The sequence below is a fragment of the Actinoplanes sp. NPDC023936 genome, from assembly GCF_040639325.1.
Lineage (GTDB): Bacteria > Actinomycetota > Actinomycetes > Mycobacteriales > Micromonosporaceae > Actinoplanes.
Genome location: NZ_JBEZZR010000059.1, coordinates 1 through 25,005, shown reverse-complemented (window position 1 = coordinate 25,005; position 25,005 = coordinate 1). Strand labels below are relative to the sequence as shown.

Genomic DNA, 25,005 nt, shown 5'->3' with positions numbered 1-25,005 from the left:
TCTTGGAGTACGTGAAGTTTTTACGGATCGGACCGGAACTCACTGACCAGCGGAAACGATGGCGCATTCGGGCGAAAGTGGAGGATCTTTCGCTGGCGAAGATCAAGTCCCGACGCTACGGTTTGCACGCACGTCGGCGAGGTGGAGAAGACTGCCCGTCGGTCGGTGCTTTCTGCTGCCCAGATTGGATGAACGTTGGCGCCAACACCGGCCGCCCAGTCGACCGCAACCCCGGGGCGCACGCGACGCCAGCAGTCGATCAAACGACGCGTCGTACGACTCGTCATGGTCCCCAGTGTCGTGGCACTGCTGATCTGGTTCGCCTCCTCCGGATACCTGATCTTCCAGGGCTTCTACAACCGCGCGGTCGCGATCTCGGTGCGTGACGTCTCGATCCCGGCCGTCTCGGCGCTCTCCTCGGTCCAGCAGGAGCGTCGGCTCAGTGTGGCGTACCTGGCCCGCCCGTCGACGAATCTGAACGCCCTGCTGGAACAGCGCCGGACCACCGACGACCAGCTCACGAAGCTGCGCGCGGTCGCCGACGACGCGCTCAGCGCCGCGCCCGACTCGATCAAGAGCCAGTGGGCGACCCTCGTCGGGTACCTCGACCAGATCCCCAGCCAGCGCAGCGCCATCGACGCCCGGTCCACCACGGCGAGCCGCGCCTACGACTTCTACAACGAGTTGCTCGACGCGGCGACCGAGATGTTCGACACCCAGGCCCGGATCACGCCGGACTCGACCGCGGCGCTCGGCGGTGTCACGTCCACCGAGCTGTTCCGCGCCAGCGACATGATGTCGCGCGCCGCGTCGACCATGGACGGCGCGTTCGCCGCGAAGGCCCTCGGCCGCTCCGACTACCTGGAGTTCGTCCGGCTGGTCAGCGCGTACCAGGACGAGCTGAACGAGATCCGCGCCGAGCTGGAGCCGACCGTCCGGGACCGGCTGCAGACCATGGAGGCGAGCAGCGCCTGGCAGAACCTGACGGCCGCCGAGTCGTCGATCATCGCGAGCGGGCCCTGGAAGAAAGGCGTGCCGTCCGGGGTGTCGATCAACCGGGACCGCTGGGCCATGGTGACCTCGACGGTGGCCGCCAGCCTGGTCGACCTGACCATCGACGAGGCCGACCAGGTCTCCGCCCGTACCCTGCGCACCGGTAACAACCAGCTGCTCACCGCGCTGATCGGCAGTCTCGTGGCGCTCGCCATCGCGATCGGCGTCATCGTCTGGGCGCTGCGCTCGTCCGCGGTGCTCGTCGACCGCGCCCTGTCGACGCGCCTGTCCCGCCTCGGCGCCGACGCCGGCACGCTCGTCGACACCCGGCTGCCGGCCGTCATGGACCGGCTGCGCCGGCGCGAGACAGTCGACCTGAGCACCGAGTTCGCCGCCACCGACTACGGCAGCGACGAGATCGGCCAGGTCGCCGACGTCATCCACCGCTCGCTCACGGTCGCCGCGGAAGCCGCCGTCGACGAGGCGAAGGCCCGCGCCGCCGGCACCGCGATGCTCATGGGTGTGGCCCGCCGGCCGCAGCGCCCGCTCCAGCGCGGCCTCAAGGTGATCGAGGACCTGCAGGGCCAGATCGGCGACGAGAAGCTGCTGACCCACCTCTTCGACATCCACCACCAGCTCAACCAGACCCGGCGCTTCCTGGAGAACCTGGTCATCCTCGCCGGTGGGCAGATCGGCCGCCGGTTCTCCAAGCCGGTGCCGCTGCGCCGGGTGCTGCTCGCGTCGTTCGCCGAGGCCCGCGACTACCAGCGGATCAACCTGCGCGGCGCCACCGACGTGGCCCTGGTGGGGTACGCGGTGGCCGAGGTCATCCACCTGATGGCGGAGCTGCTGGACAACGCGCTCGCGTTCTCCCCGCCCGGCACCACGGTCTGGGTCACGTCCAACCGGGCACAGCACGGTGTGGCCGTGGAGATCGAGGACGCCGGCGTCGGGATGAGCCAGGAGGCGATCGACCGGGCGAACACGCTGCTCGCCACCGCGCCGACGCCCGAGGTGACCGAGCTGAAGGACGGCTCGCAGGTCGGCCTCTACGTGGTCGCCGAGCTCGCCAAGCGAGAGGGGCTGCAGGTCAGCCTGCGGCGCTCGGCGTACGGCGGCCTGCTCGCGATCGTGCTGCTGCCGGAGCGTCTGCTGATCAGCAACAGCGAGCCGGACGAGGACACCGGTGCGATGACCACGACAGCCGTGGTCGCGCCGGCCGTGCCGCCGGCCCGTGAGGAGGCCGCGCCGGTGACGGCCCGGGCCACTGTCGCCGTGCTGGAACCTGCTCCGGCGGCACGTGTTGCGCCCCCTGCCCGGGCAGCCGCCACGGCCGTGCCGCGCTCCGCCCGTACCCCAGCGAATGCGGCGCAACCAGGCGCCAAGCCGCCGCTGCCGCAGCGGCGCCCCCAGCAGCACCTCGCGCCGGGTTTGCGGGAGGTCCCGGCCGAGGTGACCGAGGCGGACGAGCCGGCGCCCGCGCCCCGCTCGCCGGAGGACGTGCGCAACCGGTTCGCGCGCTATCAGCGCGGCTGGGCGGAAGGTCAGAACGCGTCCGACGGGCCGAACTCCGGCATTGAAGCAGCAGCTGAGACAGAACCCACCCCTGAGCAAGGCAGGAACGCATGACGCACCCGACATCTTCCATCGATCTTCCCTGGATGTTGGACGACCTCGTCGAGGTCCCTCAGGTCGTCTCCGTGGTCGTGCTCTCCACCGACGGCCTGATCGTCCAGAAGTCGACGTCGATGCAGCAGGACCTCGCGGAAATTCTCGCGGCCGGCGCCTCCTCGATGTACAGCGTCGCCGCCGGGACCGGCCGCCACTTCAAGAGCGGCCCGGTCCAGCAGGTCGTCATCGAGTTCGGCGAGCACACCCTGTTCATCGCGGCGGCCGGGCAGAACGCGCGGCTCGCGGTCCTCTGCGAGCAGGACGTCGACATGGGCATGGTCGCCTACGAGGTGAGCCGTCTGGTGACCCGGATCGGCGATTACCTGAGCGCGCCCGCCCGCAGTAATGACGGGTGAGGCCTGGGACGGCGACGACGAGACCGCAGCCGGGCGGTTCGTCCCGTTGTACGTCCTCGTCAACGGACGGACCACCCCCCGCGACAGCAACCTGGACCTGGCCACCCAGGTGATCGCGGTTCCGGTCGACGCCAGCCGCCTGGAACCCGAGTACCTGCAGATCCTCCAGCGGTGCGACTCCTGGATCTCGATCGCGGAGATCGGCGCTTACCTGCACATCCCGCTGACCATCGTGAAGGTGATGGTCGACGTGCTGCTGGAACAGGGGTACCTGAACAGCGGCGCACCGGCCCAGCACAAAGTCGTCGACATGCGGCTGCTCAACGCGGTCCTCGCCGGTCTCGAACGGCTCTGATCCCCTTTTATCGGGAAATTTGAGGTCATAGTGAATCGCACATCGGTCAAGATCGTCGTCGCGGGCGGGTTCGGCACCGGCAAGACGACCTTGGTCAGCTCGGTCAGCGAGATACCGCCGCTGACCACGGAGGAGTTGCTCACCCAGGCCAGCGTCGGCATCGACGACGTGACGGGTGTGGAGTCGAAGACGCATACCACGGTGGCGCTGGACTTCGGGCGGATCACGATAAGCCCGGACGTCGTGCTCTACCTGTTCGGGACGCCGGGGCAGGACCGGTTCTGGTTCATGTGGGATGAGCTCGCCCAGGGCGCGGTCGGCGCGATCGTGCTCGTCGACACCCGGCGATTGGACACCAGCTTCCCGGCCATCGACTACTTCGAGAGCCGGGGCATTCCGTTCGTGGCCGCCGTCAACCGGTTCTTCGGGGAGTGCGCCTACACCGACGAGGAGATCCGGTCGGCGCTCGAACTGGCGCCGGGGAATCCGCTGGTCTGGTTGGATGCCCGGGATCGCTCATCCAGCAAGCTGGCGTTGATCTCGCTGGTCCGGCATGCGATGTCGCGGTTGCCGCAGGCTGCTTGAGGTGTGGCCGGGTCCCGGTCCCGTGCGTGTCTGATCATGCGAGGAATCCCGCGGGCTCAGGTTGTCACTGAGCCCGCGGGAGCCGGGCCGGAACCGCTACGCGTCGGCCTGGGACTCGGCCAGCACGGCCACGAACAGGTCGGGCTTGGTCTCACGTGCCGCTGGTAGCCGACGTCGCGCTTGCTCTTGTCGAAGAACTCCAGCGGAGGTCACCGCATCCCACTTCCCCGCGATCTCGGCTTGCCGCCGCCGAGAAGCGCGCCGGCCGGCTCAGAGTGGTGCCAGGCGCACCTTGAAATGCCGCAACAACGCCGGCGCCGACGTGATCCGATACCCCCGGATCCGCTCCGGGTCCTTGGCGATCGCACCCAGCACCGCCGCCACGTACTCGAAATGCTCCGACGTGTAGACCCGACGCGGAATAGCCAGCCGCACCAGCTCGAACGGCGCCGGCTTCACCACCCGGTACGACTCGTCGAGCTCGCCCAGATACAACGACCCCAGCTCAGCCGACCGGATTCCGCCGTCCAGATACATCTGGCACCCGAGCGAGTGCCCCGGAAACTCCGACGGGCTGAGGTGCGGCAGCAGGCGCCCCGCGTTCAGATACAGCGCGTGAATGCCGGCCGGCTCCACGATCGACACCCCGGCGTCGTTGATCATGCGGGCGAAGCGGGCGGTCTGCGCCGCCCGGGACGCCAGGTAGAGCGGGTCGACCACCTCACGCAGCCCCACCGCGAGACGCTCGAGATCACGACCGGAGAGGCCACCGTACGTGGAGAAGCCCTCAGTGGCGATCAGATTGGCCTCGCACTGGGCGAAGAGCGCGTCGTCCCGCAGGCCGATCAGCCCGCCGATCCCGGTGAGGCCGTCCTTCTTGAGGCTGATCAGGCAGCCGTCGGCCAACTGGAACGCCCGGGTCGCGATCTGCCGCGGCGACCAGCCCTGATAGCCGGGCTCCCGCTGCTGGACGAGCCACGCGTTCTCCGCGAACCGGGCCGCGTCCAGGAAGAACGGCACCCGGTACCGCTGGCAGAGCGCCCGCACCGCCTCCAGGTTGGCCATCGACACCGGCTGTGCGCCGAGCCCGTTGTTGGTGATCGTCATGAGGACCAGGCCGACGTCGGCGGGTCCGGCGAGCGTCTCCTCCAGCGCGACCAGGTCGATGTTGCCCTTGAACGGCTCGGCGCTGTCGAGGTCGAACGCCTCGGCGACGGGAAGATCGACAGGCTTCGCGCCGACGATCTCCACGTTCGCGTGGGTGGTGTCGAAGTGCGTGTTGCTGACGCAGATCTGTCCCGGCTTGAGCATGCTGGAGAAGAGCACCCGCTCACCGGCGCGGCCCTGGTGCACCGGGAGCAGGTAGGGGTACCCGGTCAGGTCGGCGGCCTCCTCGCGGAAGCGGAACCAGGACCGGGCGCCGGCGTACGACTCGTCGCCCTGCGCGGCCGCCGCCTCCTGCGCGGACGACGTGGCCCCGGTGCCGGAGTCGGAGAGCAGGTCCACGGTGATCTGGTCGGACCGCAGGTTGAACGGGTTGTACCCGGCCGCCTCGATGGCGTCCCGGCGCTGTGACGGCGACAGGAACGCGATCGGCTCGACCACCTTGATCCGGTAAGGCGGTGGCAGCGGGATCTGGTCAGCGGACAAGGGAGACTCCTTCGAATACCTGATAGGCCTCGGACGACAGATAGACCGTCATGCCCGGCCGCGGCGGGCCGAGCCGCAACGAGACGTGCGCGATCAGACCGACACCGCTCTCCAGCGGCCGGGACGTCACCGCGGCGATGGCCTTGTCGAGCATGGCCGGGTCGAACCGGTACCGCTCGAGCAGCGGCAGCACCCGCTCGCGGGCCTCCTGGTCGTCAGCGACGTAGCTGCGGATCGGCACGTAGACGCTGTATCCGTTGGGCCGGTCGGCGCCCTGCGTGATCGTGTAACTGCCGACCAGCGGCCGGCCGGTGAACCGCTCGGCGCGTCCGGCCAGCTCGCAGAACTCGGCGACCTGCGCCGGGTCCACGCCGTCGACGACCGAGGCGGCGCGGGCCACGTCCTCCGCCCGCGCGTCGTGGTGCGAGAGGTAGAGCTTCACCCGGGCCTGCGGCCCATCGTGAAGATCCAGAGCGAAGAACGTCAGGCGATCCTTGCGGGCCAGCTCACCCGGGCGGATGGCTTGGCTCACCATCTTCTGGTACGCGGGACCGAGGCCGAGCCGGTCGAGCGCCTGCTCCACGACGTCGGGCGAACGCTCCGGCCCGGTCAGCTCCGGGTTGAAGTAGACCTTGAACTCGGGCGGCCGGCCGTTGCGGAACACCAGGGACAGCCAGAGGACGAAATCGCCCTGCGGGTGCTCGGTGGCGAACAGATCGCGGACCGCTTCGAGGCGGCTGGTCGACAGGCCGTACCGGGCGGACTGGGCGCGCAGGAATTCGTAGGTGGCGAGGGCGTTCGCGGGCACACCGGGAGTCGAGCCGAACGCTTCCGCGAGAATGCGCAGGGCGGGCGGCTCACTCTCGTTGTAAGCAATCGAGAACTCGATCGGCGTGTGGTCGTCGGAGACGTCCGAGGGCCAGGCCGGCGGCGCGTTCAACGAACGGGAACCGTGCTGGCCGAGCAACTCGGAAAGCAACTGGATCGGTGTCGCGGGGTCCATCCCGACGACGTCGCAGAGTCGGCGCAGCTGACCGCCGAGATGATCTAAAACAGTCAAGTCCTGCATCGCGACCCCTGTTGTCCGGCAGCCGCCGCCGCCATGGCCGTCCGGCCCTCACGGCCGACCATCCCTGTTTTTACCGCCACCAATCGTTATTTGGATCATGCCGTTTAGTCGAGTGCGACATAGATCACAGTGGACAGTAGTGACCGTCCGCGATGCTTAACGCGCATTTACCTCGCCCCTTCGAGCCTCGCCGAAAAAGGTGAGGACCACTCATGATGCACGGAGGGTACTCGATAGATGATCTTCCACGGAAGACCGGAGGTACCGAATACGTTGGGGCGCAACGTGACAGAACCGGTCACGCTCCACAGTGCCCGAGGACTACTCTCCGTGTCTGGCGGATCTTCGCCGGGATAGGTAATCTGCTCTTGCCGTGCGTTCTTTTCCCCCGCAAGAACAGGTACACCCGTGGAACATGTCATTCTGCTCGACGAATCCGGTACAGCCATCGGCCTCGCCGACAAAGGCACGGTCCACACCGATTCAACGCCACTTCACCTAGCGTTCTCCTGTTACATTTTCGATTCCGCCGGCCGTTTCCTGGTTTCCCAGCGGGCATTGAGCAAGAAGACCTGGCCGGGCATCTGGACCAACAGCGTCTGCGGTCACCCGGCACAGGGCGAGCCGATCGCCGACGCCGTGCGCCGCCGCGCCTCGTTCGAGCTCGGGCTCACCCTGGACGACGTCCGGCTCGTGCTGCCGGCGTTCCGCTACCGGGCCGAGCTGCACGGCGTCGTGGAGAACGAGATGTGCCCGGTCTTCTACGCCACGGTCGCCGCCGAGCCGGCGCCCAACCCGGACGAGGTCGAGGCGGCCCGCTGGATGTCGTGGGACTCGTTCCGTGCGGAAGCACAGGGCGAGGCAGGCGGCGAGGTCTACTCCCCCTGGTGCCGGCTGCAGATCGCGGAGCTGGACGCTCTCGGTGAGACGCCCGAGCTCTGGCCGGCCGGCGACCCGGCCCTGATGCCCCCGGCAGCCGCAGGATAGATCCCGCGTGTGGACTTGAGGTGCGGAGCGCACCCGAACTCAACACGCCCGAACCGGACCACCGCTGCGTGTGGACTTGAGGTCCGGAGCGCACCCGAACTCAACACGCGGGGAGGTTGTGCTGCCCGCCGGACGGGAGACATTGACAGCCGCCGTGTGATCGTTAACATTGACGAAACACGAGATCGAAGGGATCCCCCCGATGCCCCGGAAACTCGTACGTCTGCTCTCCATAGCGGCGCTTGCCGCGTTCGCTGCCCTCGTCGCCGTCCACGCCGCGGGCCAGCCAACCGTCCTCTGAGCTGTTAACGCTCGCTCCCCGGAGGCTCACCATGAGACTTCTGACGGCCGTCCTCGCGCTGATTCTCGGCGCTCTCCTCGCCCCGCAGCCCGCCTCGGCGGCCACCACCCTGATCTACTCGACATTCAAGGGTGACGGCGCCGCCGACCAGGAACTCTGGATCTACCAGTCCACGAACGGCGGAACCTCGTACAGCGTCCTGGCGGACACCAACTTCCGCGGGCCGACCGGTGTGCTGCGCGACCCGAGCATCCTCAAGCACAACGGGCGCTACTACATCGCGTACACGGTGCGGTCCTGGACCACCAACTCCACCTACTTCAACATCGCGACGAGCACCAACCTCACGTCCTGGTCCAACGTCGCCAGCGTCCCGGCCGGCATCGCGAACGCGAACTACACCTGGGCGCCGGAGTTCTACGTCGAGAACGGCGTCGTCCGGATCATCACGAGCGTGGCGTCCACCGCCTGCGCGTGGTGCTTCCGCCCGTACGTCTACACCGCCCAGAACGCCGCCCTGACCAGTTGGAGCGGCCCGTCGCAGATGTGGGGCCTGGGCACCAACCACATCGACACGTTCGTGGTGAAGTCCGGCAGCACCTGGCACGCGTTCACCAAGAACGAGACCACCAAGTACATCGAGCACTGGACCACCACGGCCAACCTCTACGAGGGCTGGATCAACCGCGGCACGCTCTGGGCCGCAGGCTTCGAGGGCCCGTCGCTGGTCCGGCTGGACGACGGCCGCTGGCGGATCTACGTCGACAAGTACACCAACGGCGGCGTGTGGACCGCGACCAGCTCCGACTTGAACACGTGGACCGGCCTGAGCGCCGTCGGCTGCTCCGGCTGCCGCCACGGCACCGCGACGGTCCGCTGAGGCGCCGGATCCGCCGGCCGCGGCGTCACCAGCTGCGACCGGCGGGCCGCCGGGGTGGCGCGGGTGCGTCACGCTGGAGTGGTGATTCGCTTGATCCTCAACGTGCTCTGGTTCATCTTCTTCGGTTGGGCGCTCGCACTGGCCTACCTCCTGGCCGCCCTGATCTCCTTCATTCTGATCATCACGATCCCGTTCGGCGTCGCCGCGCTGCGCCTGGCGATCTACTCGGCGTGGCCGTTCGGCCGGACGATCGTCGACGACCCCGGCGCCGGCATCGCGTCCGGTCTCGCGAACATCGTGTGGCTCATCCTGTTCGGCTGGTGGATCGCCCTGGCCCACATCGTGGCCGGCGTCGCCCAGTGCGTGACGATCATCGGCATCCCGTTCGGCATCGCGAACTTCAAGCTGGTCCCGGCCGCCCTCTGGCCCCTCGGCCGCGACATCGTCGACGTCCCGTGAGAGAGACTCCGCCTCGCCATCCGGGGTAAAGCCGAGGCTGTGCGGAAAGCGGCGGACGCCAGAGGCCCCACAGAATGCCGCAAAGCAGCAGCGCTCCACGATCGACAGAGGCCAGACCCCGGACGGCCCGGACACCCGGGCACCCGTCGTGCACCCGGCGGGCCGGTCCGAGCTGAGGGGCATCGGCCCTGGCGCCGGCGTGACCCTCCGATGCGGATGATCCGGGACACGCGCTTCCGCGATATACGCGCGTGATAGCAGGTCAGCAGCGTCTGCTGCAGATGGCATTACTGACAGTCAGTTCACATCGCAGGACGTGACAGGTAACAGAAGATGCCTCTAGGGTTGACAGCGGGTGACCGGGACGTGACGCAATTGGTGTCACGTCCCCCGGTGACGAGGGAGGCAGGCATGGCCAAGAAGTCGAAGAAGGACAAGAAGAAAAAGGACAAGAAGTCCAAGAAGAAGTGACACGCCCGTGGCGGCCCGCTCAGTGGGCCGCCACAGCGCTGCGCGGCCGGCGGAGCCCGCGGCCGCGGTGGTGCCGCGGCGTGGCGGCGATGGCACCGCAGTGGTCCGCAGGGGTGGGGCTGCGGCGGCGCCGCAGGGGTGGTGCCGCGCTGGTGCTGCGGCGGCGCGGCGGCGCGTCAGGTGGGCAGGCGGCGCGTCAGGTGGGCAGGCGGCGGCGACCGGCGAATCCGAGGTCCGCCCGGTGGTACCAGGCGATGTCCGGGTCCCCCTCCAGCCAGCAGAGCAGCACCGGCACCCCGTCGAACTCGGCCGGGAAGTCGACGAGCAGCGGCGCGACGCCCTTGAGCTCAGCGCCGGTCTCCTGCACCTCGGTCATCAGTTCGTTCAGCCGGGCCTCGGCGGCTTTGCGCTCCGGCAGGCCGCCCAGATCGGTGGGCTCGCCGCCCGGCGTGAGCGCGGCGGTGAGCTCGACCAGGTCGGCGCGGACGGTCACGATCTCGTCGAGCACCGGCCGCAGCCGTTCCAGCTCGTCACGGGCCTCCGGAAGCGTGAACAACCCCATGCCCCCAGAGTCTGCCAAACACCACGCGAGCGGCCACGGTGGGTGCGCCGTGGCCGGCCGGTGCGCAGGGGTCCGGCGCGACGGTGGCCACGGCCGATCAGAAACGGACTCGACGATCGCCGTTCCGGTGAGACGGGACGCTATCGACCACCTGCTACAACGCGGTAGATCACGGAGTGGCCATCACATGACGTTATAGCCGGTGGGATATCGCGATGGCCCCGGTCGGGCAGACCGCCGCCGCTTCGGTCACCACCTTCCGGTACGCCTCAGCGGGCTCCGCCTCCAACAGGAGCACGATCCCGTCGTCCTCGTCCTGGTCGAAGATCGCCGGCGCGAGCAGCACACACTGCCCCGAGCCGCAGCACAGCTCCCGGTCCACGGCGACGCGCAACTCGGTCATGGCCCCGGGGTCAGTCATGGAACGTCGCTCCGCCGTCCACCGTCCACACCTGGCCGTTGATCCACTCGGCGTCGTCGGAGAGCAGGAACGCGACGGTGCCCGCCAGGTCCGCGGGCCGGCCGAGCCGGTTGCTGCGGGTGGCGGCCAGCCCGGCCGCCGTGAAGTCCTCGCTCATCGTGGCCAGCGCCGTCTCGCTCATCACCATGCCCGGCGCGACGCCGTTGCAGCGGATCCCGTCCCGCCCCCACCGCGAGGCGACGTGCCGGGTCAGCGCGTTGATCCCGGCCTTGACCGCGGCGTAAGCGGGCCGGGTGGCCTCACCCACGCAGGCCGCCAGCGACGACGTGTTGACGATCGCGCCGCCGCCGCCACGCAGCATCACCGGGATCGCGGCCCGGCAGGTCAGCGCGTAGCCGAGCAGGTCCACCTCGAACGTGCGACGCCAGATCGCCGGGTCCATCTCCAGCAGGTCGGCGTCCCGTCCCACGGTTTCCGGCGAGAGGTCGGCGCCAACGTTGAACAGGCCGTGGATCGTGCCGTACTCGGTCACCGCCCGGGTGATCAGAGCCTCGATGGAGGCCTCCCCGGCCAGGTCGAACGCGACCGCGACGGCGGCGCCGCCCGCTGCCGTGATCTTTTCGGCGGTCTCCCGTGCGCCGTCCAGGTTGAGGTCGCCGATCGTGACCAGGGCACCTTCGGCGGCCAGCCGGACGGCCGTCGCGGCGCCGATGCCGGTGGCGCCGCCGCAGACCACGACGCTCTTGTTGGCCAGGCCGTTCACCAGGTCACCATGACCTTCTCCAGGCCGCCCACGATCAGGCCCTCACGGCGCGGCAGGTCCTCGGCCGGACCGGCCAGGCGCAACCCCGGGATCCGGTCCAGCAGGGCGGTCAGCGCGATCTGCAATTCGGTACGGGCCAGCGCCTGCCCGATGCACGAGTGCGGCCCGGCCCCGAACGCCAGGTGCGGGTTGGGCGACCGGGTCAGGTCCATCTCGGCGGCCGCGCCGAACGCCGTCTCGTCCCGGTTCGCCGCCGCCATGCTGCTGATCACGGTGCTGCCCGCGGCCAGTTTCACGCCGCTCACCTCGACGTCCTCGGTGATGTACCGGGGCATCCCGAAGCCCGGGTTCGCGTCGAAGCGGAGCACCTCCTCCACCGCCGTACGCACCAGGTCCGGCTCGCTGCGGTACCCGTCGAGCAGCCGCTCCCAGCGGGACCGGTCGGCCAGCAGCATCGCGACCATCTTGCCGATCATGTTGGCGGTGGTCTCGTGCCCGGCGATCAACAGGCCCTGCGCGGTGCCGATCAGCTCGATCGGGGACAGCTCGTCGTCGTCCATCCCGACCAGGTCGCTGATCAGGTCCTCGCCGGGGTTCGCCCGTTTGGCCTCGATGTGCGCCCAGAGGTACTCGCCGAACTCCAGCTGGGCTTCGTCGATCTCTTTCTGCGTGTACCGGGTCAGGCTGAGCATGGTGTCCGACCAGGAGGCGAACCTGTCGCGGTCGGCGTCCGGCACACCGAGCAGGTCACAGATCACCCAGACCGGTATGGGGAACGCGTACGCGCTGACCAGGTCGGCTTCCCGCCGGGTGAGCATGTCGTCGATCAGCTCGTTCGCCATCGCGGCGATCCGCGGCTGCATAGCGGCCATCCGTTTCGCGGTGAAGTAGCGGCCGACCAGCCGCCGCCACCGCTGATGCGCCGCGCCGGCCGACGAGATGCTCGTCTGCTCGGAGCCGAAGACCCCGCCGGACTCCTGTGCGGTGACCCGGGCCGCGCCGTCGGCGTCGAGCTGCCGGGAGAACCGGGGGTCGCTGAGCACCTGCCGGACGTCCGCGTACCGGGTGAGCAGCAATGCCTGGTCGCCGCTCGCCAGATGGATCTCGGCAACCGGGCAACCGTCCCGCAGCCGCTCCCACTCCGGCGGTGGTTCCAGCGCGGTGGGCTGGGGAAACGGGTACTCCGGCAGGTCGGCGTCCATGAATTGCCCTCCCCCATACAGCGACTCACGTCAATGTATGACGGTCCGGCGGCGGCGTCCAGGGGCGTCAGGAGCGCAGCGCGGCCGGCTCGGGCGCGGCGTGCACCAGGTCCCGGCCGTTGTTCTTGGCGGCGTACAGCGCCTCGTCGGCGCGTTCCAGCAGCGACTCCGCCGACTCCTCGCCGTCCCAGACCGCGTACCCGATGCTGCACGTCTCCGCGCCGGGCGTCGCCAGCCGGACGCGTTCCAGAAGCTCGAAGGCGGACGAGCCGGAACAGGACGGCAGCGCGATCACGAACTCCTCGCCGCCCCAGCGAGCGATCATCTCGTCGCCGCTCAGCTCGGCGGCGAACGCCATCGCGGCCTGTTGCAGCAGCTCGTCGCCGGCCAGATGGCCGTGGGTGTCGTTGTAGCGCTTGAACCGGTCCAGGTCCACGATCGCCACGACCAGCGGGCGGCCCCGGGTGAACAGCGTCGCGAGCCGTTCCTGCCAGGCACGCCGGTTGGGCAGGCCGGTCAGCGTGTCGGTGAAGGCCATCTGCTCGAGGCGGCGCAGCAGCCGCTCGTGCTCCAGGGCGAGGGCGGTCTCGTCGGCGAGCATCGCGACGGCCCGGGCGCGATGGTCACTGACCGAGTCGACGCGACGGGTCCAGCCGACCACGAGCACGGCCAGCACGGCGCCGTCGGCGATCACCGGCTGCCACATCATCGACCTGCCGTCGACGAGCGCGAGCAGGGCCGGCGAGACGCGCGGGTCCTGGTTCGCGTCGGCGAGGAAGACCGGCTCGCCGCCGGTGTAGACGCGGGCCGTCATCGAGCTGCCGTCGAGCGGGATCCGGGTGCCGAGCACCTGGGCGCCGAGAGCGCCGGTGACCACGAGTTCGCGGGAGCGGGCCGGTTCCATCAGGCTGACGCTGTCCGCCTCGGCCAGCTCGCGGATCGCTCCGATGATCGTGCTGCGGGCGTCCTCGCCGGTGCGGATCCGCCGGGCGGCCGCCGAGACCGCGGCGAGCAGCCGGTCGGAGTCACGGACCGCGGCCTCGGCCAGGTGCCGGTCGGTGACGTCCTGCAGCTGGATCAGCACCCAGCTGGAGCTGCGGCCGACGCTGGACCAGACCCAGCGGATCGTGCCGTCGGGGCGCTCGAACCGCCGCTCGGGCAGCGGTGACGCACTTCCGGTGAACGGCACGCTGCTGGAGCCGATCAGCTCCTGCTCGGTGCGCCCGACGAGATCACAGAACGCCTGGTTGGCGGCGACGATCACGTTCCGCTCGTCGGCGATGGCGACGCCGGAGGGCGACGCGTGGAAGAGGCTGCCGAACCGGTCGGCGACCGCCGAGATCTCGTCGCGGGCGATCCGCAGCTCGCGTTCCCGGCGGCGCAGCGCCTCGTGCAGGATCGCGGCGACCAGCGCGGCGATGAAGAGCTGCACCGCCCAGTACCCGAGGTCGTCCCCGCGCAGCGCCGGCTCCCAGAACACCGCGGCCACCCAGCCCGCGCAGCCGAGGACCGTCGCGGCCAGGAACGTCCGCCGGCGCCGCACCGCGACCGCGACGCCGACCAGGGTGATCATCAGTGTGGTCGTGTAGTGGCTCTGCTGGCTGATCGCCACCTGCGCCACCCCGCCGAGCACCGGCACGTAGCCGAGGTGATCGGCCCAGCTCCGCCGCCCCCAGCGCGGGGTCAGCGGGATCGCGGCGACGGCGAGCAGCGCGGCGGTCAGGGTGGCGAGCACCGTGGTGGCGATCCGGGCGTACCCGTCGAGCATCAGGTAGTTGGTGATCGCGAGCACCACGTAGAACGTGGCGAAGGCTCCCCGCATCCACCGCGTGCCCTCGCCGTCCCGGTGCCCACCAGCGCCCAAGGCCATCCTCCTCGCCCCCAACGCTTGTCGGTAATTATCGGGCGAAACTGAACTGAACCGTCATATCACCTGCCGCTCGTCAGCTCGGGGACGCGCCCGAGGGTGATACCGACGTGTTCCCGCCCCGGACGATCCGGCCGGCCGGATCGTCCGGGGCGAGCAGCTGATCATTTCAGGTCAAGGGTGCGCAGCGATCCGTACGCCTCCTTGTAGACCCGCGGGCCGATCACCGGCATCAGGGGGTTGCGCAGCCAGGTGGGCAGGCCGGCGGCGCGGGAGAAACGGTCGGTGGCGGTCTGCACGTGGGTGACCCGGTCACGGCGCTTCGCCTCGTACCGCGCGCCCACGGTGTCCCAGTCCCCGCCGGCCAGCAGACCGGACAGGACCAGCGCGTCCTCGACGGCGAGCGCCGCGCCCTGCGCCCAGACCGGCGCGGTGGCGTGTGCGGCGTCCCCGATCAGCGCGCAGCGGCCGGACGCCCAGGACGCGGCGCGCACCTCCTCGATCGGCGAGTGGTAGAGCGTGCCCGGGTCCTTCTCGATGCTGGCGAGCACCGCGCGAACCGGATCGGGGAAGTCGCCGAACGTCTCGCGCAGCCAGGACGGGTCGGTGCCGATCGGGCCGCCGCGAACGCCCGACGCGTAGCCGTACACCTCGTGCTCGTCGACCGGGAGGAGCAGGAACGCGCCGCCGTCGCCGGACCAGACGGTCCAGCAGTCGACGCCCGGGTTGGGCGCCATGAATCGCCAGCTGGCGGCGCTGAGCAGGGACTGCCGAGTGCTCGCGGCGCCGAACAGGCTGGTGCGGACCGCCGACCGGACGCCGTCGGCGCCCGCGATGAACCCGTACCGCTGGCTGGTGTCATCGGAGAAGATCGCCTCGGCGCCGGCGGGCGCCCGGCGCACGCTCTCGACCGCGCCGGGCGAGCGCCGCGGAACGTCAAGGCCGTCCGCGAGCAGGGCCAGAAGGTCCTTCCTTCGTACGCATCGTGGCCGCGCCTCGGGCCCCCAGAAGTCGTCTTCGTCGACGGCGAAGAGCACCCGGTCGCGGGCCGACCGGTACTCGCGCCGCTGGGTGGGCCGGCCGAGTTTCCGCAGCCCTTCGCCGACGCCGAGGGCGGTCAGCGCGGTGATCGCGTTGCCCGGCAGGTTGATGGCGAGCCCACCGGTCTCGGAGCCGCCGCGTTCGGCGATCTCCACGGGAACGTCGCGCTCGCGCAGCGCACGGGCCAGAGCGAGCCCGGCGATGCCACCGCCGACGACAAGAACGGAATTGTCCATTTTGTAGATTCTAGGCGAATACTCCCGCGAGGTTCTGTCAGATCGTGGCCGGACGGGCCCGATAGGCAAGAACCAACAGCAGTTCGAACCGCGCGGCCGGGTCGTCGAGGTCGGCGCCGAGCAGGTCGCGCAGCCGGTTCAGGCGGTAGCTCACGGTCTGCGGATGGACGAAGAGCTCAGCGGCCACGGCCGTACGCGATCCCCAATGCCGTAACCAACTCTCCAGAGTGACCAGAAGCTGCTCGCGCTGGCCGGCCCGCAGGGCGGTCAGCGGCGCGAGGCGGCGCGCGGAGAGCACCGCGAGAGCGCCGGTCTCGCCCCGCAGCGCCAGTGCCGCGAAGTGGTCCTCGGCGAAGACCGGCTCACCGCCGGCTTTCACCAGTTCGGCGGTCCGCTCGGCGAGTCGCACCGCCTCCGGCGTCTCGGCCCAGCCGAGCGCCGGGCCGACCACCGCCTCCCGCCCGCGCAGCGCCTCGGTCAGCGCGGCCCGCTCGGCGCGCGGACCGGCCCGCAGCAGCAGCACCGCGTCCCGGCCGCGCTCGGCGACCACGCCCTCGGCGGCGAACCGGAACCGGGCGTCGCGGGCCTGGTCCGACGGCAGCAGGACGGGCACCACCAGGTCCAGGCTCGGCCAGCCGATCCCGGCGGCCGCCTCGCGCACCAGGTCGGGTGACGCGCCGCCGCGCAGCAGCAGGTCGGCCACCTGGCGGCGCCGCCGGTCACCCTCCCCGGCCTGCTCGCGCAGCTGCCGGGCCAGGCCGTCGGTGCAGGCCGCGGCGAGCTCGTCGACATAGGCGCTGGCCGCGTCGGCCAGGTCGATCAGCTCCTCGACGGTGACCGGCCGCAGCGCCGCGAGGGACTCGGACGCGGTCCGCAGCATCAGCCGGGCGGCGGTGCGCAGCGCGCCGAGCAGCACCTCCGGCCCCCGGTCCTCCCGCGCCTCGGCGGCGCCGAGCGCCACGAACACCTCGCGGATCCGCGGTGACAACGCCGGCTCGGCGGTGCCGGCCAGGTCGAGGAACCGGTCCAGCGCGACCTGCACCGCGGTACGCACGTCCCGCTCGAACTTCGCGCCGCCCTCACCGGTGAACGCGGTGGCCGCCCCCGTGGCGATCGCCTCCACCGTCGCGGGCAGCCGGGAGCGCATCGCCGGCGGCAGATCGGCCGGCAGACGTTGCCAAGGCGTTTCCATCGGTGGATTTTGTCACCTCGTGACAAAGGAACGGCCTCATCTTGCTGGCTCGGGGACGGTGAACTGTGCTGTCGTCGCGAGCACCATGGTGCCTGTCACACCCCATCAGGATCGGACGGCGCCCGTGAAACACCAGTTGTCCCGCCGCCACGTGGTCGACATGTGCCGGACGATGCTCGAACGCGGATACCTCAAGGCGACCGAGGGCAACGTCTCGGTCCGCGTCCCGGGTCATGACCTCTACGCGGTCACGCCGAGCAACTACGACTACGACAAGATGCGCGACGAGGACATCTGCATCGTCGACTTCACCGGCAAGCACGTGCCGGACGCCGATGGCGCGGGTGGCCTGGTGCCGTCGATCGAGTGCGGGATGCACGCCAACATCTACCGCTCCCGGCCGGACGTCAACGCGATCGTCCACACCCACCAGCCGTACGCGTCGGCGCTCGCGTTCCTGCGCAAGCCGATCCCGGCGCTCACCGACGAGCAGGTGCGCTTCCTCGGCCGTGAGGTGGCGATCATCGACTACGCGCCCTCGGGCACCGGCTTCCTCGCGAAGAACGTGCAGAAGAAGGTGGTGAGCGGCGACAACGCGTTCATCATCGCCAACCACGGCGTGGTCGCGCTCGGCACCGACCCGGACCGCGCGGTGTTCAACATGGCGCTGCTGGAGAAGGTGTCGATCGCCTATCTGATGGCGCTGACGTCGGAGGCCGGGAAGGTCTACACGATCCCGGCGACGATCCGCGAGATCGCCTTCGGGAAGCTGAAGAAGGACGAGAAGCGGATCGCGGCGCAGATCGTCGACGCGGTGGAGCCGGTTCGGGTGCCGTCCGATGAGGTTCTCCCGAGCGTTTCCGAGATCGTCGAGGTCTCCGGCGAACCGGAAGATCTCGGATACTCGATCTCCGAGTACCTCGACGTCGAGGACACCATGCGCCGGCTCAAGGCCCTGGTCGCCCAGCCGCTGCGCGGGCTGCGCCACGACGCGCTGCTCGACGTGCTGAACTACTTCGAGACCAAGTGCACGGCCAGCAAGGAGATCACCGAACGGGCCAAGAAGCGGATCCCCGGCGGCGTGCAGCACAACCTGGCGTTCAATTACCCGTTCCCGCTCGCGATCGACAAGGCCGAGGGCGCCCACCTGGTCGACCGCGACGGCAACGTCTACATCGACTTCCTCCAGGCCGGCGGCCCGACCATCCTGGGCAGCAACTACGGCCCGGTCAACGAGCAGGTCGCCGCGGTGGTCAAGGAGAGCGGCCCGGTGACCGGTCTCTTCCACGAGTACGAGCTCAAGCTCGCCGAGATCATCAACAAGTACATGCCGCACATCGAGATGTACCGCTCGCTGGGCTCCGGCACCGAAGCCGTGATGGCCGCGGTACGGGCCGCCCGCGCGCACACCGGCAAGAAGATGGTGATCAAGGTCGGCGGCGCCTACCACGGCTGGTCGGACACCGTGGTCTACGGGCTGCGGGTGCCCGGCACGTTCCGGATGAACGCCAAGGGCATCCCGTGGGGCGCCACCGGCCGTACCCGGGAGACCTTCCCGCATGATCTCGGCACGCTCAAGCGCAAGCTGATCGAGAACCGGGCCCGCGGCGGCACCGCCGCCGTGATCGTCGAACCGCTCGGACCGGAGTCCGGCACCCGCCCGGTGCCGCACGACTACAACGCGGCCGTCCGCAAGCTCTGCGACGAGTTCGGCGCGCTGCTCATCTTCGACGAGGTCGTCACGGGTTTCCGGACCGGTCTCGGCGGCGCCGCCGGATACTTCGGAGTGACCCCGGACCTGACCGTTTTCGGTAAGGCGGTCTCCGGCGGGTACCCGATGGCCGGCGGGGTCGGCGGCCGGGCCGACGTGATGAGCGTGTTCGGCTCCGGGCTGGACGGCAAGAGCGGCGCGCACATCCAGGTCGGCGGCACGCTGTCGGCGAACCCGCTCTCCTGCGCGGCCGGGTACTTCGCGATCCAGGAGATGGCCCGCACCAACGCTCCGGTGATCGCCGGGCGCGCCGGTGACCGGCTCACCCGCGGACTGCAGCGGCTCATCGACAAGTACGGTCTGCCGTACGTCGCGTACAACCAGGGCTCGATCGTGCACCTCGAATGCAGCGGCGTGATGCTGCTCGACATGCGCAACCCGGTGAAGCTGCTCAAGGAGAACAAGGGCCGCAAGACGCTGATGGAGCAGATGGGCGCCGCGTACGCCGCCCACGGCATCATCACGCTCGCCGGGTCCCGGATGTACACCTCGATGGCCGACACCGACGAGGTCATCGACGACGCGCTGGCGCGTTTCGACCAGGTGTTCGCTCTGGTCGAGGGGGTGTAAGTGGCATTACCGCCGCAAGTGCTCGCGATCGACCTCGGAACCTCGGGGATGAAGGCCGCCCTGGTCGCCGCGGACGGGACGGTCACCGGATGGGCCGAACGCCCGGTGCCGCTGCGGGTGCTGCCCGGCGGCGGCGCCGAACAGGACCCGCTCGCCTGGTGGGACGCGCTCGCCGAGGTGGTCACCGACCTGGGCCGGGACCACCCGGAACACCTGCGCGCGGTCACCACCATCTGCTCGTCCACGCAGGGTGAGGGCACGATCGCGGTCGACGCCGGCGGGCAGCCGCTGACCCAGTGCGTGACCTGGCTCGACATGCGCGGGGCGGCGCATCTGCGTCGCCAGTTCGGCGGGTTTCCGTCGTACCAGGGGATGTCGGTTCTCTCGATTCTGCGCTGGCTCCGCCTGACCGGCGGCATGCCGTCCGTGACCGGCAAGGACCCCGCGGCGCACATGCTGTTCATCCGGGACGAGATGCCGGACGTCTATGCGAGGACCGCGTCGTTCCTGAACGTTCTCGACTGGATCAACCTCAAGCTCACCGGCCGCACTGTCGCGACAGTCGATTCGATCCTCACCTCGTGGGTCACCGACAACCGGAAAGCCGACGACATCCGGTACGCGCCGTCGCTGGTCGCCGCGAGCGGGATCGACAGTGAGAAGTTCCCGCCGATCGTGAAGTGCACCGAGGTGATCGGCACGCTCGCCCCCGGCGCTGCCGATCACCTCGGGCTGCCGGCCTCGGTGCGGGTCGTCGCGGGCGCCATCGACAACACGGCGGCGGCCGTGGGCGCCGGAACGGTCCGTGACGACGAGCCGCACCTCTACCTGGGGACGTCGTCGTGGATCGCGGCCCACGTGAAGCGCAAGAAGACCGACGTGGTCGCCGGAATAGCGTCGATTCCGTGCGCCGTCCCGGACCGCTATCTGATGACCGCGCTGCAGGCCACGGCCGGCGCGAACCTCACCTGGCTGCGCGACAAGATCGTCGAGTTCGACGACCCGATCGTCAGCGCCGGACACGTCAGCCGCGACGAGGGCACGATCTTCGACGCGTTCGACAAGATAATCCCGTCGGTGCCGGCCGGGGCCGGCGGTGTGTTGTACATGCCGTGGCTCTACGGGGAGCGGGCGCCTGTCGACGATCCGCATCTGCGGGCCGGGTTCCTGAACATCTCGCTGGAGACGACCCGGTCGGATCTGCTGCGGGCCGTGTTCGAGGGGGTGGCCCTGAACACGCGCTGGATGACAGGGGCGGTCAACCGGTTCCTCGGGGCGCCGATGAGTTCGCTGGTCATCACGGGCGGGGCGGCTCGGTCGTCGTCGTGGTGCCAGATCTTCGCGGACGTCCTCGGCATGGAGATCCGGCGGGATCCGCAGCCGGTGATGGTGAACGCTCGGGGGGCGGGCTGGATCGGCGCGGTCGGCACGGGGCTGATCGACTTCTCCGACATTTCGGATTTGTCGTCGAATAATGACGTTTTTCAGCCGGGGTCTGATCGTCGCCGGTATGACGAGATTTTCGAGATCTACCAGCGCCTGCACAAGCAGCTGGCCCCGGTCTACAAACGCCTCAACCAGAGGCCCGCCTGACGGAGGTTGCCGCCCTGCCCGTTACCTGGCTGGCCTACGGCCGGGAACCGCGAGCCGTGAGCCGCGAGCCGCGAGCCGCGAGCCAGCACGGTCATCCACGCTTGATCACATGCCTGCACTACGGCCGGGAGCCGTGAGCCGTAGCCCAGCACGGTCATCCACACTTGATCACATGCCTGCACTACGGCTCGCCGGGGTGCTGCCGCTCCTCGACGCCCGGTCAGACGCGATTGAGCACCTGGTGGATCTCCTTGACCAGCGGCTCGGACGCCACCGGTTCCCACGCCGTGAACAGGGCGGTGAAATACGCCCGCTTGCGCTCCAGGATGCCGGGGTTCTGGTGGAGCACGTCCAGCTCGTTCACCAGGCTGAGGTCGACGAACTCGGTGAGCCGGTCGGCCTCCAGCGTCCGGACCGTGCCGGTGAAACGGTCGGTGACCTCACCGGCCCTCGGAAGGCTCAGCCAGGTCCGGTCCCGGTCGCACGAGCCGTACAGGTAGACCAGTTCCTCGGCCTCGTCCCCGACCAGCCCCCGCAGCTCGTCGCGCTGCTGCCAGAAGAGCAGGGCCAGATCGAAGCCGTCCGTGCCGTACGCCGCGTGGGTCAGGCCGGCGGCCTGCACCTCCGGGCTGTGACCGATTGCGGACAGGTGCTCGGAGACCCGGCACAGGTGCTGGTAGAGCGTCCCACCCGGGTGCCGGACCGTGTTGGTTCCGCGCTCCTGCAGCCATGCCCGCACATCGACGTCATCGCTCATGTCCCATCACACTAGGTGGAGGGTTGTCGATTCGTCACCCCGGTCGGTGAGCGATTCGTCACAGTGAGTGTCGGGTTCGGGCACACCGTTGCGGCGATCTCCAGCGCGGCCCGCTTCGGGTCTCCGCCCCACCGGGACGGGAACGCGTCGATCAGCTGCCAGCCGGCCCGGTGCAGCGCGACCTGGCGGGCCAGATGCTCGGAGTGGACGGAGCAGATCACGCCGGCGAACCGTTCCGGCGAGCCGGCGACGAGATCGATGGACCAGGGCCCGACGGCGTATCCGGCGCGCACCGGCACTCCGATCCGCTCCAGCTCGGCGGCGAGCGAACCCGCCCAGCCCTCCGCGGCCACCTCCGGCGACGGCGACAGCGACGGCGACGGCGACGGCAACGGGGACGGGGACGGGGACGGCGACGGGGACGGCAACGGCAACCGCGACGAGGGCGGCCCGGCAGCCCACTCCAGGTAATCCCCCAGCAGACCGTCCGCCGCGCTCAACCCGCTCACCACCACCATCCTGCGCCGCGCACGCGTGATCATCACGTTGAACAGCTGCGGGTCCGTGACGAACCGCCGGCGGCCCACCCCGTCGGAATCAGCGAGGCCGAGCGACACCACGACCGCGTCCGCTTCGCTGCCCTGGAACGCGTGGACGGTGCCCACCCGTACCCGCAGATCCTCGATCTTCTCCGCCGGGAACGCCGCGAGCAGCGCCGACTCCAGCGCCTCGGCCTGCGCCCGGAAAGGGCTGATCACTCCGATCCCGCGGTACCCGGCGTCGGCGAGCTCACCCACGGCACGCAGCGCCGCCGCGATCTCGTCGCCGGCCCGGACCACCTCGATGGCGTCCGCCGCGTCGGCGGCCGGATTGCGCGTCATCACCGACACCCGGTCCGCGTAGAACCGGCGCGCCGAGAACCCGATCAGGTGCGGCACGCTACGGTAGTGCGAGGACAGCCAGGTCACCGGCGCCTCCCCGGCGGCCAGGTCGTAGGCGCTGACCCGCCGCACGTCGAGCCGCTCGTCAGCGCCGTGCCGGGACAGCACCTCGGCGACGTCCACGTCACTGACGAACGACACGAACCGCAACTGCCGGGGATCACCCACCACGAGCGCCCGCCGGGCCCGGGCCAGCACCGGAGCGGCACGGATCTGATCCACGTGCGACGCCTCGTCGATCACCACGAGGTCGAAGAGCCCGGGCTCCGGCGGCAGCAGGTCCTCGACGTCGGCGACCGTTCCGATCCACAGCGGCAGCGCGCGGACCAGCGGTGGAGCGTCCAGCTGGGCGAGCAGCTCACGGCGGCGGTTCCGGCCGGCCCGCAACGCTCCGGCCAGCGCGCCCGCGGCCCGCCGGGCATCCCGATCCCACCGTTTCGCGCTCCGGGCCGCGTCCCGCATCGCGTCACCGGCCGCCTCCCGCAGCGCGTCCTCCGCGGCGTGCAGGGCGGCCCAGTGCGACTCCAGCCGGGTGCCGCCGGTCGCGGCGAGACGAGCCGTGGCACGCTGCGCGGCGGCTGCGGCGAGCGCTTCGGTCACCCTTTCCCCGGGTACGCCTTTTCGCGGACCCTTTCCGGGTACGTCTCCTCGCGTCCCGTCGTCCAGGGCATCGCGAGAAAGCCCGAGCATCCGCAGTGCCCGTCGGCGGGCGGCGCGGGCTCGGCGCCGCGACCACCATCCACCGGTGCTCTCGCCGGCCAGCAGGTCCGCCACGAGCACGGGGTCGACGTCATCGCGGAAGGCGCCCGGCACATCGGCGGCCAACTCCGGGAGCAGCGGCTCATAATCGGTCAGCTCGGTGGCGCGGCGTTCCAGGGAGAGAGCTTCGGTCAGGGCGGTGCGCTGGGACCGTACCCCCGCAATCGCGGCCTCGAGCCGCGCCTGGCCGGCACGTAACCGCTCAGCGCTCGCACCCTGGTCCGCGCCCGCCGTCAGCTCCGCCTCGAGATCGGCACGGCCGGCCGCGTCGCCGAACAGCACCGGCGCCGGCCCCGGATAGCGGCTCAACAGCCCGGCCAGCACCTCTGCGGCGTGCGGGGACTGCGTCGCGACCAGCACGGATCCACCCCGGTGAACGACCTCCAGCGCGGCCGCGACGACAGTGTGGCTCTTGCCGCTGCCGGGCGGACCGGAGACCACGGTGATCGGCGCGGTGCGGGCGCGGGCGACCACGCGGGCCTGTTCGTCGCTGAGCGGGAGCGGTGACAGCACCGGTTCGTCGTCGTGGCCGGTGTCCGCCGGGCGGGCCTCGCCGTACATGGCGGCGAGCGCCGTTCCGGTCAGCTCGCGCCCCGCCCAGCTGCGCAGACTGTCACTGAGCCCGACGCCGAACACGTCCCGCGCCACGTAGAGCGCGGCGGCCGCCACGAGGACCAGCCGGTCCTTCGGCAGCCGGTTACCAGAATCGGTCACCGTCTCGAACGGCAGACCTGTCGCCTCAGCCGCCGCGCGGAGCCAGGCACGGCTGCCGATCGCGTCCAGCCAGCCGGGCGCGGCGAGACCCGGGGCGGCTTCCATGGCGGCGGCCAGATCCCGGTCCTCGATCAGCGGCGTGATCTCGAGGTCGCCGGCCTGGGCGATCCGATAGCCGCCGAGAGCGCGCTCGAGCCGGACCGGCTGGCTGAGCAGCGGAACCCGGACCTTCCTGGTCTTGCCGTCGATCAGATGTGAGCCGGCGAGGAAGCCCCATCCCCGGTGCAGGATCCGCTCCTCCCGGTGCAGCGCGTCGAGCGCGGCGAGCCGATCGACGGCGGCCTGGCGGGGTGCCTTCTCCGCGTTGCCGAGCCAGACGAGCGCCTGCGACCCCCGGGTGACGTCCAGCGTCCGCTCGGCGGCCGCGGCCGCGGGCGCCAGCTCGGCGAGAACGGAGAGGACGGTGGACGGTCGCATGGCGCCCGAGGTTACCGCCCCGGTTCACGCCTTCCTTCAGCCGGCGAAGATCGCCCCGGCCGAGCCGGGCAGTTCGGAGCGCTATCCGCCACCGGCGCGGCGCTGGCGGGCGGTGAGCGCACGCAGATCGCCATCGTGTGCGCTGGTAGCCGCCCCGCGGGCGGTGGACGCACATGGTCGGCAATCGCGTGCGTCCGCCGCTCCGGGTCTGGTCGCGTGGGGCGTGCGTGCGCCCACCTGTCCGGCGGCCCTGCGAGCCGTAGCTCTCCCCTCCCTGTCACGCTGATGTGAGACAGCCCGTCTACCAGGGGATACTCTTCCTGGACGGTCTTGAGGAGAGCACATCAGCATGTCGTCGAAGC

General features: G+C 70.2%; 21 protein-coding genes. 10 read left to right on the top strand and 11 right to left on the bottom strand.

Annotated elements, in window-relative coordinates:
- Positions 1 to 285: 285 nt before the first annotated feature.
- Genes AB0F72_RS39845 through AB0F72_RS39830 form a run of 4 tightly spaced genes read left to right on the top strand, consistent with a single transcriptional unit; the run spans position 286 to position 3,960 of the window.
- On the top strand, positions 286 to 2,622 hold the full coding sequence (locus tag AB0F72_RS39845) for a nitrate- and nitrite sensing domain-containing protein (protein ID WP_360443654.1): 2,337 nt from the start codon (positions 286 to 288) through the stop codon (positions 2,620 to 2,622).
- Between the two features lie 32 nt (positions 2,623 to 2,654).
- Entirely contained in the window at positions 2,655 to 3,020 is a 366-nt protein-coding gene (locus AB0F72_RS39840) for a roadblock/LC7 domain-containing protein (RefSeq protein WP_360443651.1), read from the top strand.
- Positions 3,010 to 3,375 carry a DUF742 domain-containing protein gene (locus AB0F72_RS39835; RefSeq protein ID WP_360443648.1) on the top strand — a complete coding sequence of 122 codons (366 nt, stop codon included), beginning with the start codon at positions 3,010 to 3,012 and terminating at the stop codon, positions 3,373 to 3,375. The genes AB0F72_RS39840 and AB0F72_RS39835 overlap by 11 nt, the downstream gene beginning before the upstream one ends.
- A 30-nt stretch (positions 3,376 to 3,405) precedes the next feature.
- Positions 3,406 to 3,960: an ATP/GTP-binding protein gene (locus tag AB0F72_RS39830; RefSeq protein WP_360443645.1), complete on the top strand. Its 555-nt coding sequence runs from the start codon at positions 3,406 to 3,408 to the stop codon at positions 3,958 to 3,960.
- 270 nt (positions 3,961 to 4,230) lie between these two features.
- Here the strand turns inward: AB0F72_RS39830 and AB0F72_RS39825 are convergent, their stop codons facing one another.
- Positions 4,231 to 5,610: a tryptophanase gene (locus AB0F72_RS39825; protein WP_360443642.1), complete on the bottom strand. Its 1,380-nt coding sequence runs from the start codon at positions 5,608 to 5,610 to the stop codon at positions 4,231 to 4,233.
- Positions 5,600 to 6,679: a tryptophan dimethylallyltransferase family protein gene (locus tag AB0F72_RS39820; RefSeq protein ID WP_360443639.1), complete on the bottom strand. Its 1,080-nt coding sequence runs from the start codon at positions 6,677 to 6,679 to the stop codon at positions 5,600 to 5,602. The genes AB0F72_RS39825 and AB0F72_RS39820 overlap by 11 nt, the downstream gene beginning before the upstream one ends.
- A 408-nt stretch (positions 6,680 to 7,087) precedes the next feature.
- Here AB0F72_RS39820 and idi point away from each other — a divergent pair, with 408 nt between their 5' ends.
- The 4 genes from idi to AB0F72_RS39800 all read left to right on the top strand — a co-directional run bounded on the left by idi (position 7,088) and on the right by AB0F72_RS39800 (position 9,777).
- Positions 7,088 to 7,666, top strand: coding sequence for an isopentenyl-diphosphate Delta-isomerase (gene idi / locus AB0F72_RS39815; protein WP_360443636.1), 579 nt, complete (start codon positions 7,088 to 7,090; stop codon positions 7,664 to 7,666).
- A gap of 332 nt (positions 7,667 to 7,998) precedes the next feature.
- Entirely contained in the window at positions 7,999 to 8,847 is an 849-nt protein-coding gene (locus tag AB0F72_RS39810) for a family 43 glycosylhydrolase (protein ID WP_360443633.1), read from the top strand.
- An 81-nt stretch (positions 8,848 to 8,928) separates the two neighbouring features.
- On the top strand, positions 8,929 to 9,306 hold the full coding sequence (locus tag AB0F72_RS39805) for a YccF domain-containing protein (RefSeq protein ID WP_360443630.1): 378 nt from the start codon (positions 8,929 to 8,931) through the stop codon (positions 9,304 to 9,306).
- A gap of 333 nt (positions 9,307 to 9,639) precedes the next feature.
- Positions 9,640 to 9,777 (top strand): hypothetical protein, encoded by a 138-nt coding sequence (locus tag AB0F72_RS39800; protein WP_360443627.1) that lies wholly within the window; start codon positions 9,640 to 9,642, stop codon positions 9,775 to 9,777.
- A 196-nt stretch (positions 9,778 to 9,973) separates the two neighbouring features.
- On the opposite strand, the gene AB0F72_RS39795 is transcribed toward AB0F72_RS39800, so the two are convergent.
- The 7 genes from AB0F72_RS39795 to AB0F72_RS39765 all read right to left on the bottom strand — a co-directional run bounded on the left by AB0F72_RS39795 (position 9,974) and on the right by AB0F72_RS39765 (position 17,061).
- A complete protein-coding gene (locus AB0F72_RS39795) occupies positions 9,974 to 10,339 on the bottom strand; it encodes a DUF2203 domain-containing protein (RefSeq protein WP_360443624.1) in 366 nt (121 codons plus the stop codon).
- 193 nt (positions 10,340 to 10,532) lie between these two features.
- The gene (locus tag AB0F72_RS39790; RefSeq protein ID WP_360443621.1) at positions 10,533 to 10,760 is read right to left on the bottom strand and encodes a ferredoxin; all 228 of its coding nucleotides are present in this window, start codon (positions 10,758 to 10,760) and stop codon (positions 10,533 to 10,535) included.
- Complete coding sequence (locus AB0F72_RS39785) at positions 10,753 to 11,523, bottom strand: SDR family oxidoreductase (RefSeq protein ID WP_360443618.1); 771 nt, start codon at positions 11,521 to 11,523, stop codon at positions 10,753 to 10,755. The genes AB0F72_RS39790 and AB0F72_RS39785 overlap by 8 nt, the downstream gene beginning before the upstream one ends.
- Positions 11,520 to 12,725, bottom strand: coding sequence for a cytochrome P450 (locus AB0F72_RS39780; protein ID WP_360443615.1), 1,206 nt, complete (start codon positions 12,723 to 12,725; stop codon positions 11,520 to 11,522). Before AB0F72_RS39780 ends, AB0F72_RS39785 begins: the two co-directional genes overlap by 4 nt.
- A 67-nt stretch (positions 12,726 to 12,792) precedes the next feature.
- The gene (locus tag AB0F72_RS39775) at positions 12,793 to 14,595 is read right to left on the bottom strand and encodes a diguanylate cyclase (RefSeq protein ID WP_360443612.1); all 1,803 of its coding nucleotides are present in this window, start codon (positions 14,593 to 14,595) and stop codon (positions 12,793 to 12,795) included.
- A 161-nt stretch (positions 14,596 to 14,756) separates the two neighbouring features.
- Positions 14,757 to 15,869 carry an NAD(P)/FAD-dependent oxidoreductase gene (locus tag AB0F72_RS39770; RefSeq protein ID WP_360443609.1) on the bottom strand — a complete coding sequence of 371 codons (1,113 nt, stop codon included), beginning with the start codon at positions 15,867 to 15,869 and terminating at the stop codon, positions 14,757 to 14,759.
- 37 nt (positions 15,870 to 15,906) lie between these two features.
- Complete coding sequence (locus AB0F72_RS39765) at positions 15,907 to 17,061, bottom strand: helix-turn-helix domain-containing protein (RefSeq protein WP_360443606.1); 1,155 nt, start codon at positions 17,059 to 17,061, stop codon at positions 15,907 to 15,909.
- Between the two features lie 124 nt (positions 17,062 to 17,185).
- Between AB0F72_RS39765 and AB0F72_RS39760 the strand changes: the two genes are divergently transcribed.
- Both AB0F72_RS39760 and AB0F72_RS39755 read left to right on the top strand, forming a co-directional pair.
- Positions 17,186 to 19,402, top strand: coding sequence for an aminotransferase class III-fold pyridoxal phosphate-dependent enzyme (locus tag AB0F72_RS39760; protein ID WP_360443603.1), 2,217 nt, complete (start codon positions 17,186 to 17,188; stop codon positions 19,400 to 19,402).
- Positions 19,403 to 20,995, top strand: a complete 1,593-nt coding sequence (locus AB0F72_RS39755; protein WP_360443600.1) for an FGGY-family carbohydrate kinase — start codon at positions 19,403 to 19,405, stop codon at positions 20,993 to 20,995.
- A gap of 220 nt (positions 20,996 to 21,215) precedes the next feature.
- Here AB0F72_RS39755 and AB0F72_RS39750 read toward each other — a convergent pair whose 3' ends face one another.
- Positions 21,216 to 21,752, bottom strand: coding sequence for a DUF6817 domain-containing protein (locus AB0F72_RS39750; protein ID WP_360443597.1), 537 nt, complete (start codon positions 21,750 to 21,752; stop codon positions 21,216 to 21,218).
- Between the two features lie 11 nt (positions 21,753 to 21,763).
- Entirely contained in the window at positions 21,764 to 24,643 is a 2,880-nt protein-coding gene (locus AB0F72_RS39745) for an AAA domain-containing protein (protein ID WP_360443594.1), read from the bottom strand.
- Positions 24,644 to 25,005 lie beyond the last annotated feature (362 nt).

What these genes read in the sequence shown, in the direction of transcription:
- AB0F72_RS39845 (WP_360443654.1), top strand. Translation starts at nt 286, where the DNA reads ATGGTCCCCAGTGTCGTGGCACTGCTGATCTGGTTCGCCTCCTCCGGA.
- AB0F72_RS39840 (WP_360443651.1), top strand. Translation starts at nt 2,655, where the DNA reads ATGTTGGACGACCTCGTCGAGGTCCCTCAGGTCGTCTCCGTGGTCGTG.
- AB0F72_RS39835 (WP_360443648.1), top strand. Translation starts at nt 3,010, where the DNA reads ATGACGGGTGAGGCCTGGGACGGCGACGACGAGACCGCAGCCGGGCGG.
- AB0F72_RS39820 (WP_360443639.1), bottom strand. Translation starts at nt 6,679, where the DNA reads ATGCAGGACTTGACTGTTTTAGATCATCTCGGCGGTCAGCTGCGCCGA.
- AB0F72_RS39810 (WP_360443633.1), top strand. Translation starts at nt 7,999, where the DNA reads ATGAGACTTCTGACGGCCGTCCTCGCGCTGATTCTCGGCGCTCTCCTC.
- AB0F72_RS39800 (WP_360443627.1), top strand. Translation starts at nt 9,640, where the DNA reads ATGCCTCTAGGGTTGACAGCGGGTGACCGGGACGTGACGCAATTGGTG.
- AB0F72_RS39795 (WP_360443624.1), bottom strand. Translation starts at nt 10,339, where the DNA reads ATGGGGTTGTTCACGCTTCCGGAGGCCCGTGACGAGCTGGAACGGCTG.
- AB0F72_RS39790 (WP_360443621.1), bottom strand. Translation starts at nt 10,760, where the DNA reads ATGACTGACCCCGGGGCCATGACCGAGTTGCGCGTCGCCGTGGACCGG.
- AB0F72_RS39780 (WP_360443615.1), bottom strand. Translation starts at nt 12,725, where the DNA reads ATGGACGCCGACCTGCCGGAGTACCCGTTTCCCCAGCCCACCGCGCTG.
- AB0F72_RS39775 (WP_360443612.1), bottom strand. Translation starts at nt 14,595, where the DNA reads ATGGCCTTGGGCGCTGGTGGGCACCGGGACGGCGAGGGCACGCGGTGG.
- AB0F72_RS39770 (WP_360443609.1), bottom strand. Translation starts at nt 15,869, where the DNA reads ATGGACAATTCCGTTCTTGTCGTCGGCGGTGGCATCGCCGGGCTCGCT.
- AB0F72_RS39765 (WP_360443606.1), bottom strand. Translation starts at nt 17,061, where the DNA reads ATGGAAACGCCTTGGCAACGTCTGCCGGCCGATCTGCCGCCGGCGATG.
- AB0F72_RS39750 (WP_360443597.1), bottom strand. Translation starts at nt 21,752, where the DNA reads ATGAGCGATGACGTCGATGTGCGGGCATGGCTGCAGGAGCGCGGAACC.
- AB0F72_RS39745 (WP_360443594.1), bottom strand. Translation starts at nt 24,643, where the DNA reads ATGCGACCGTCCACCGTCCTCTCCGTTCTCGCCGAGCTGGCGCCCGCG.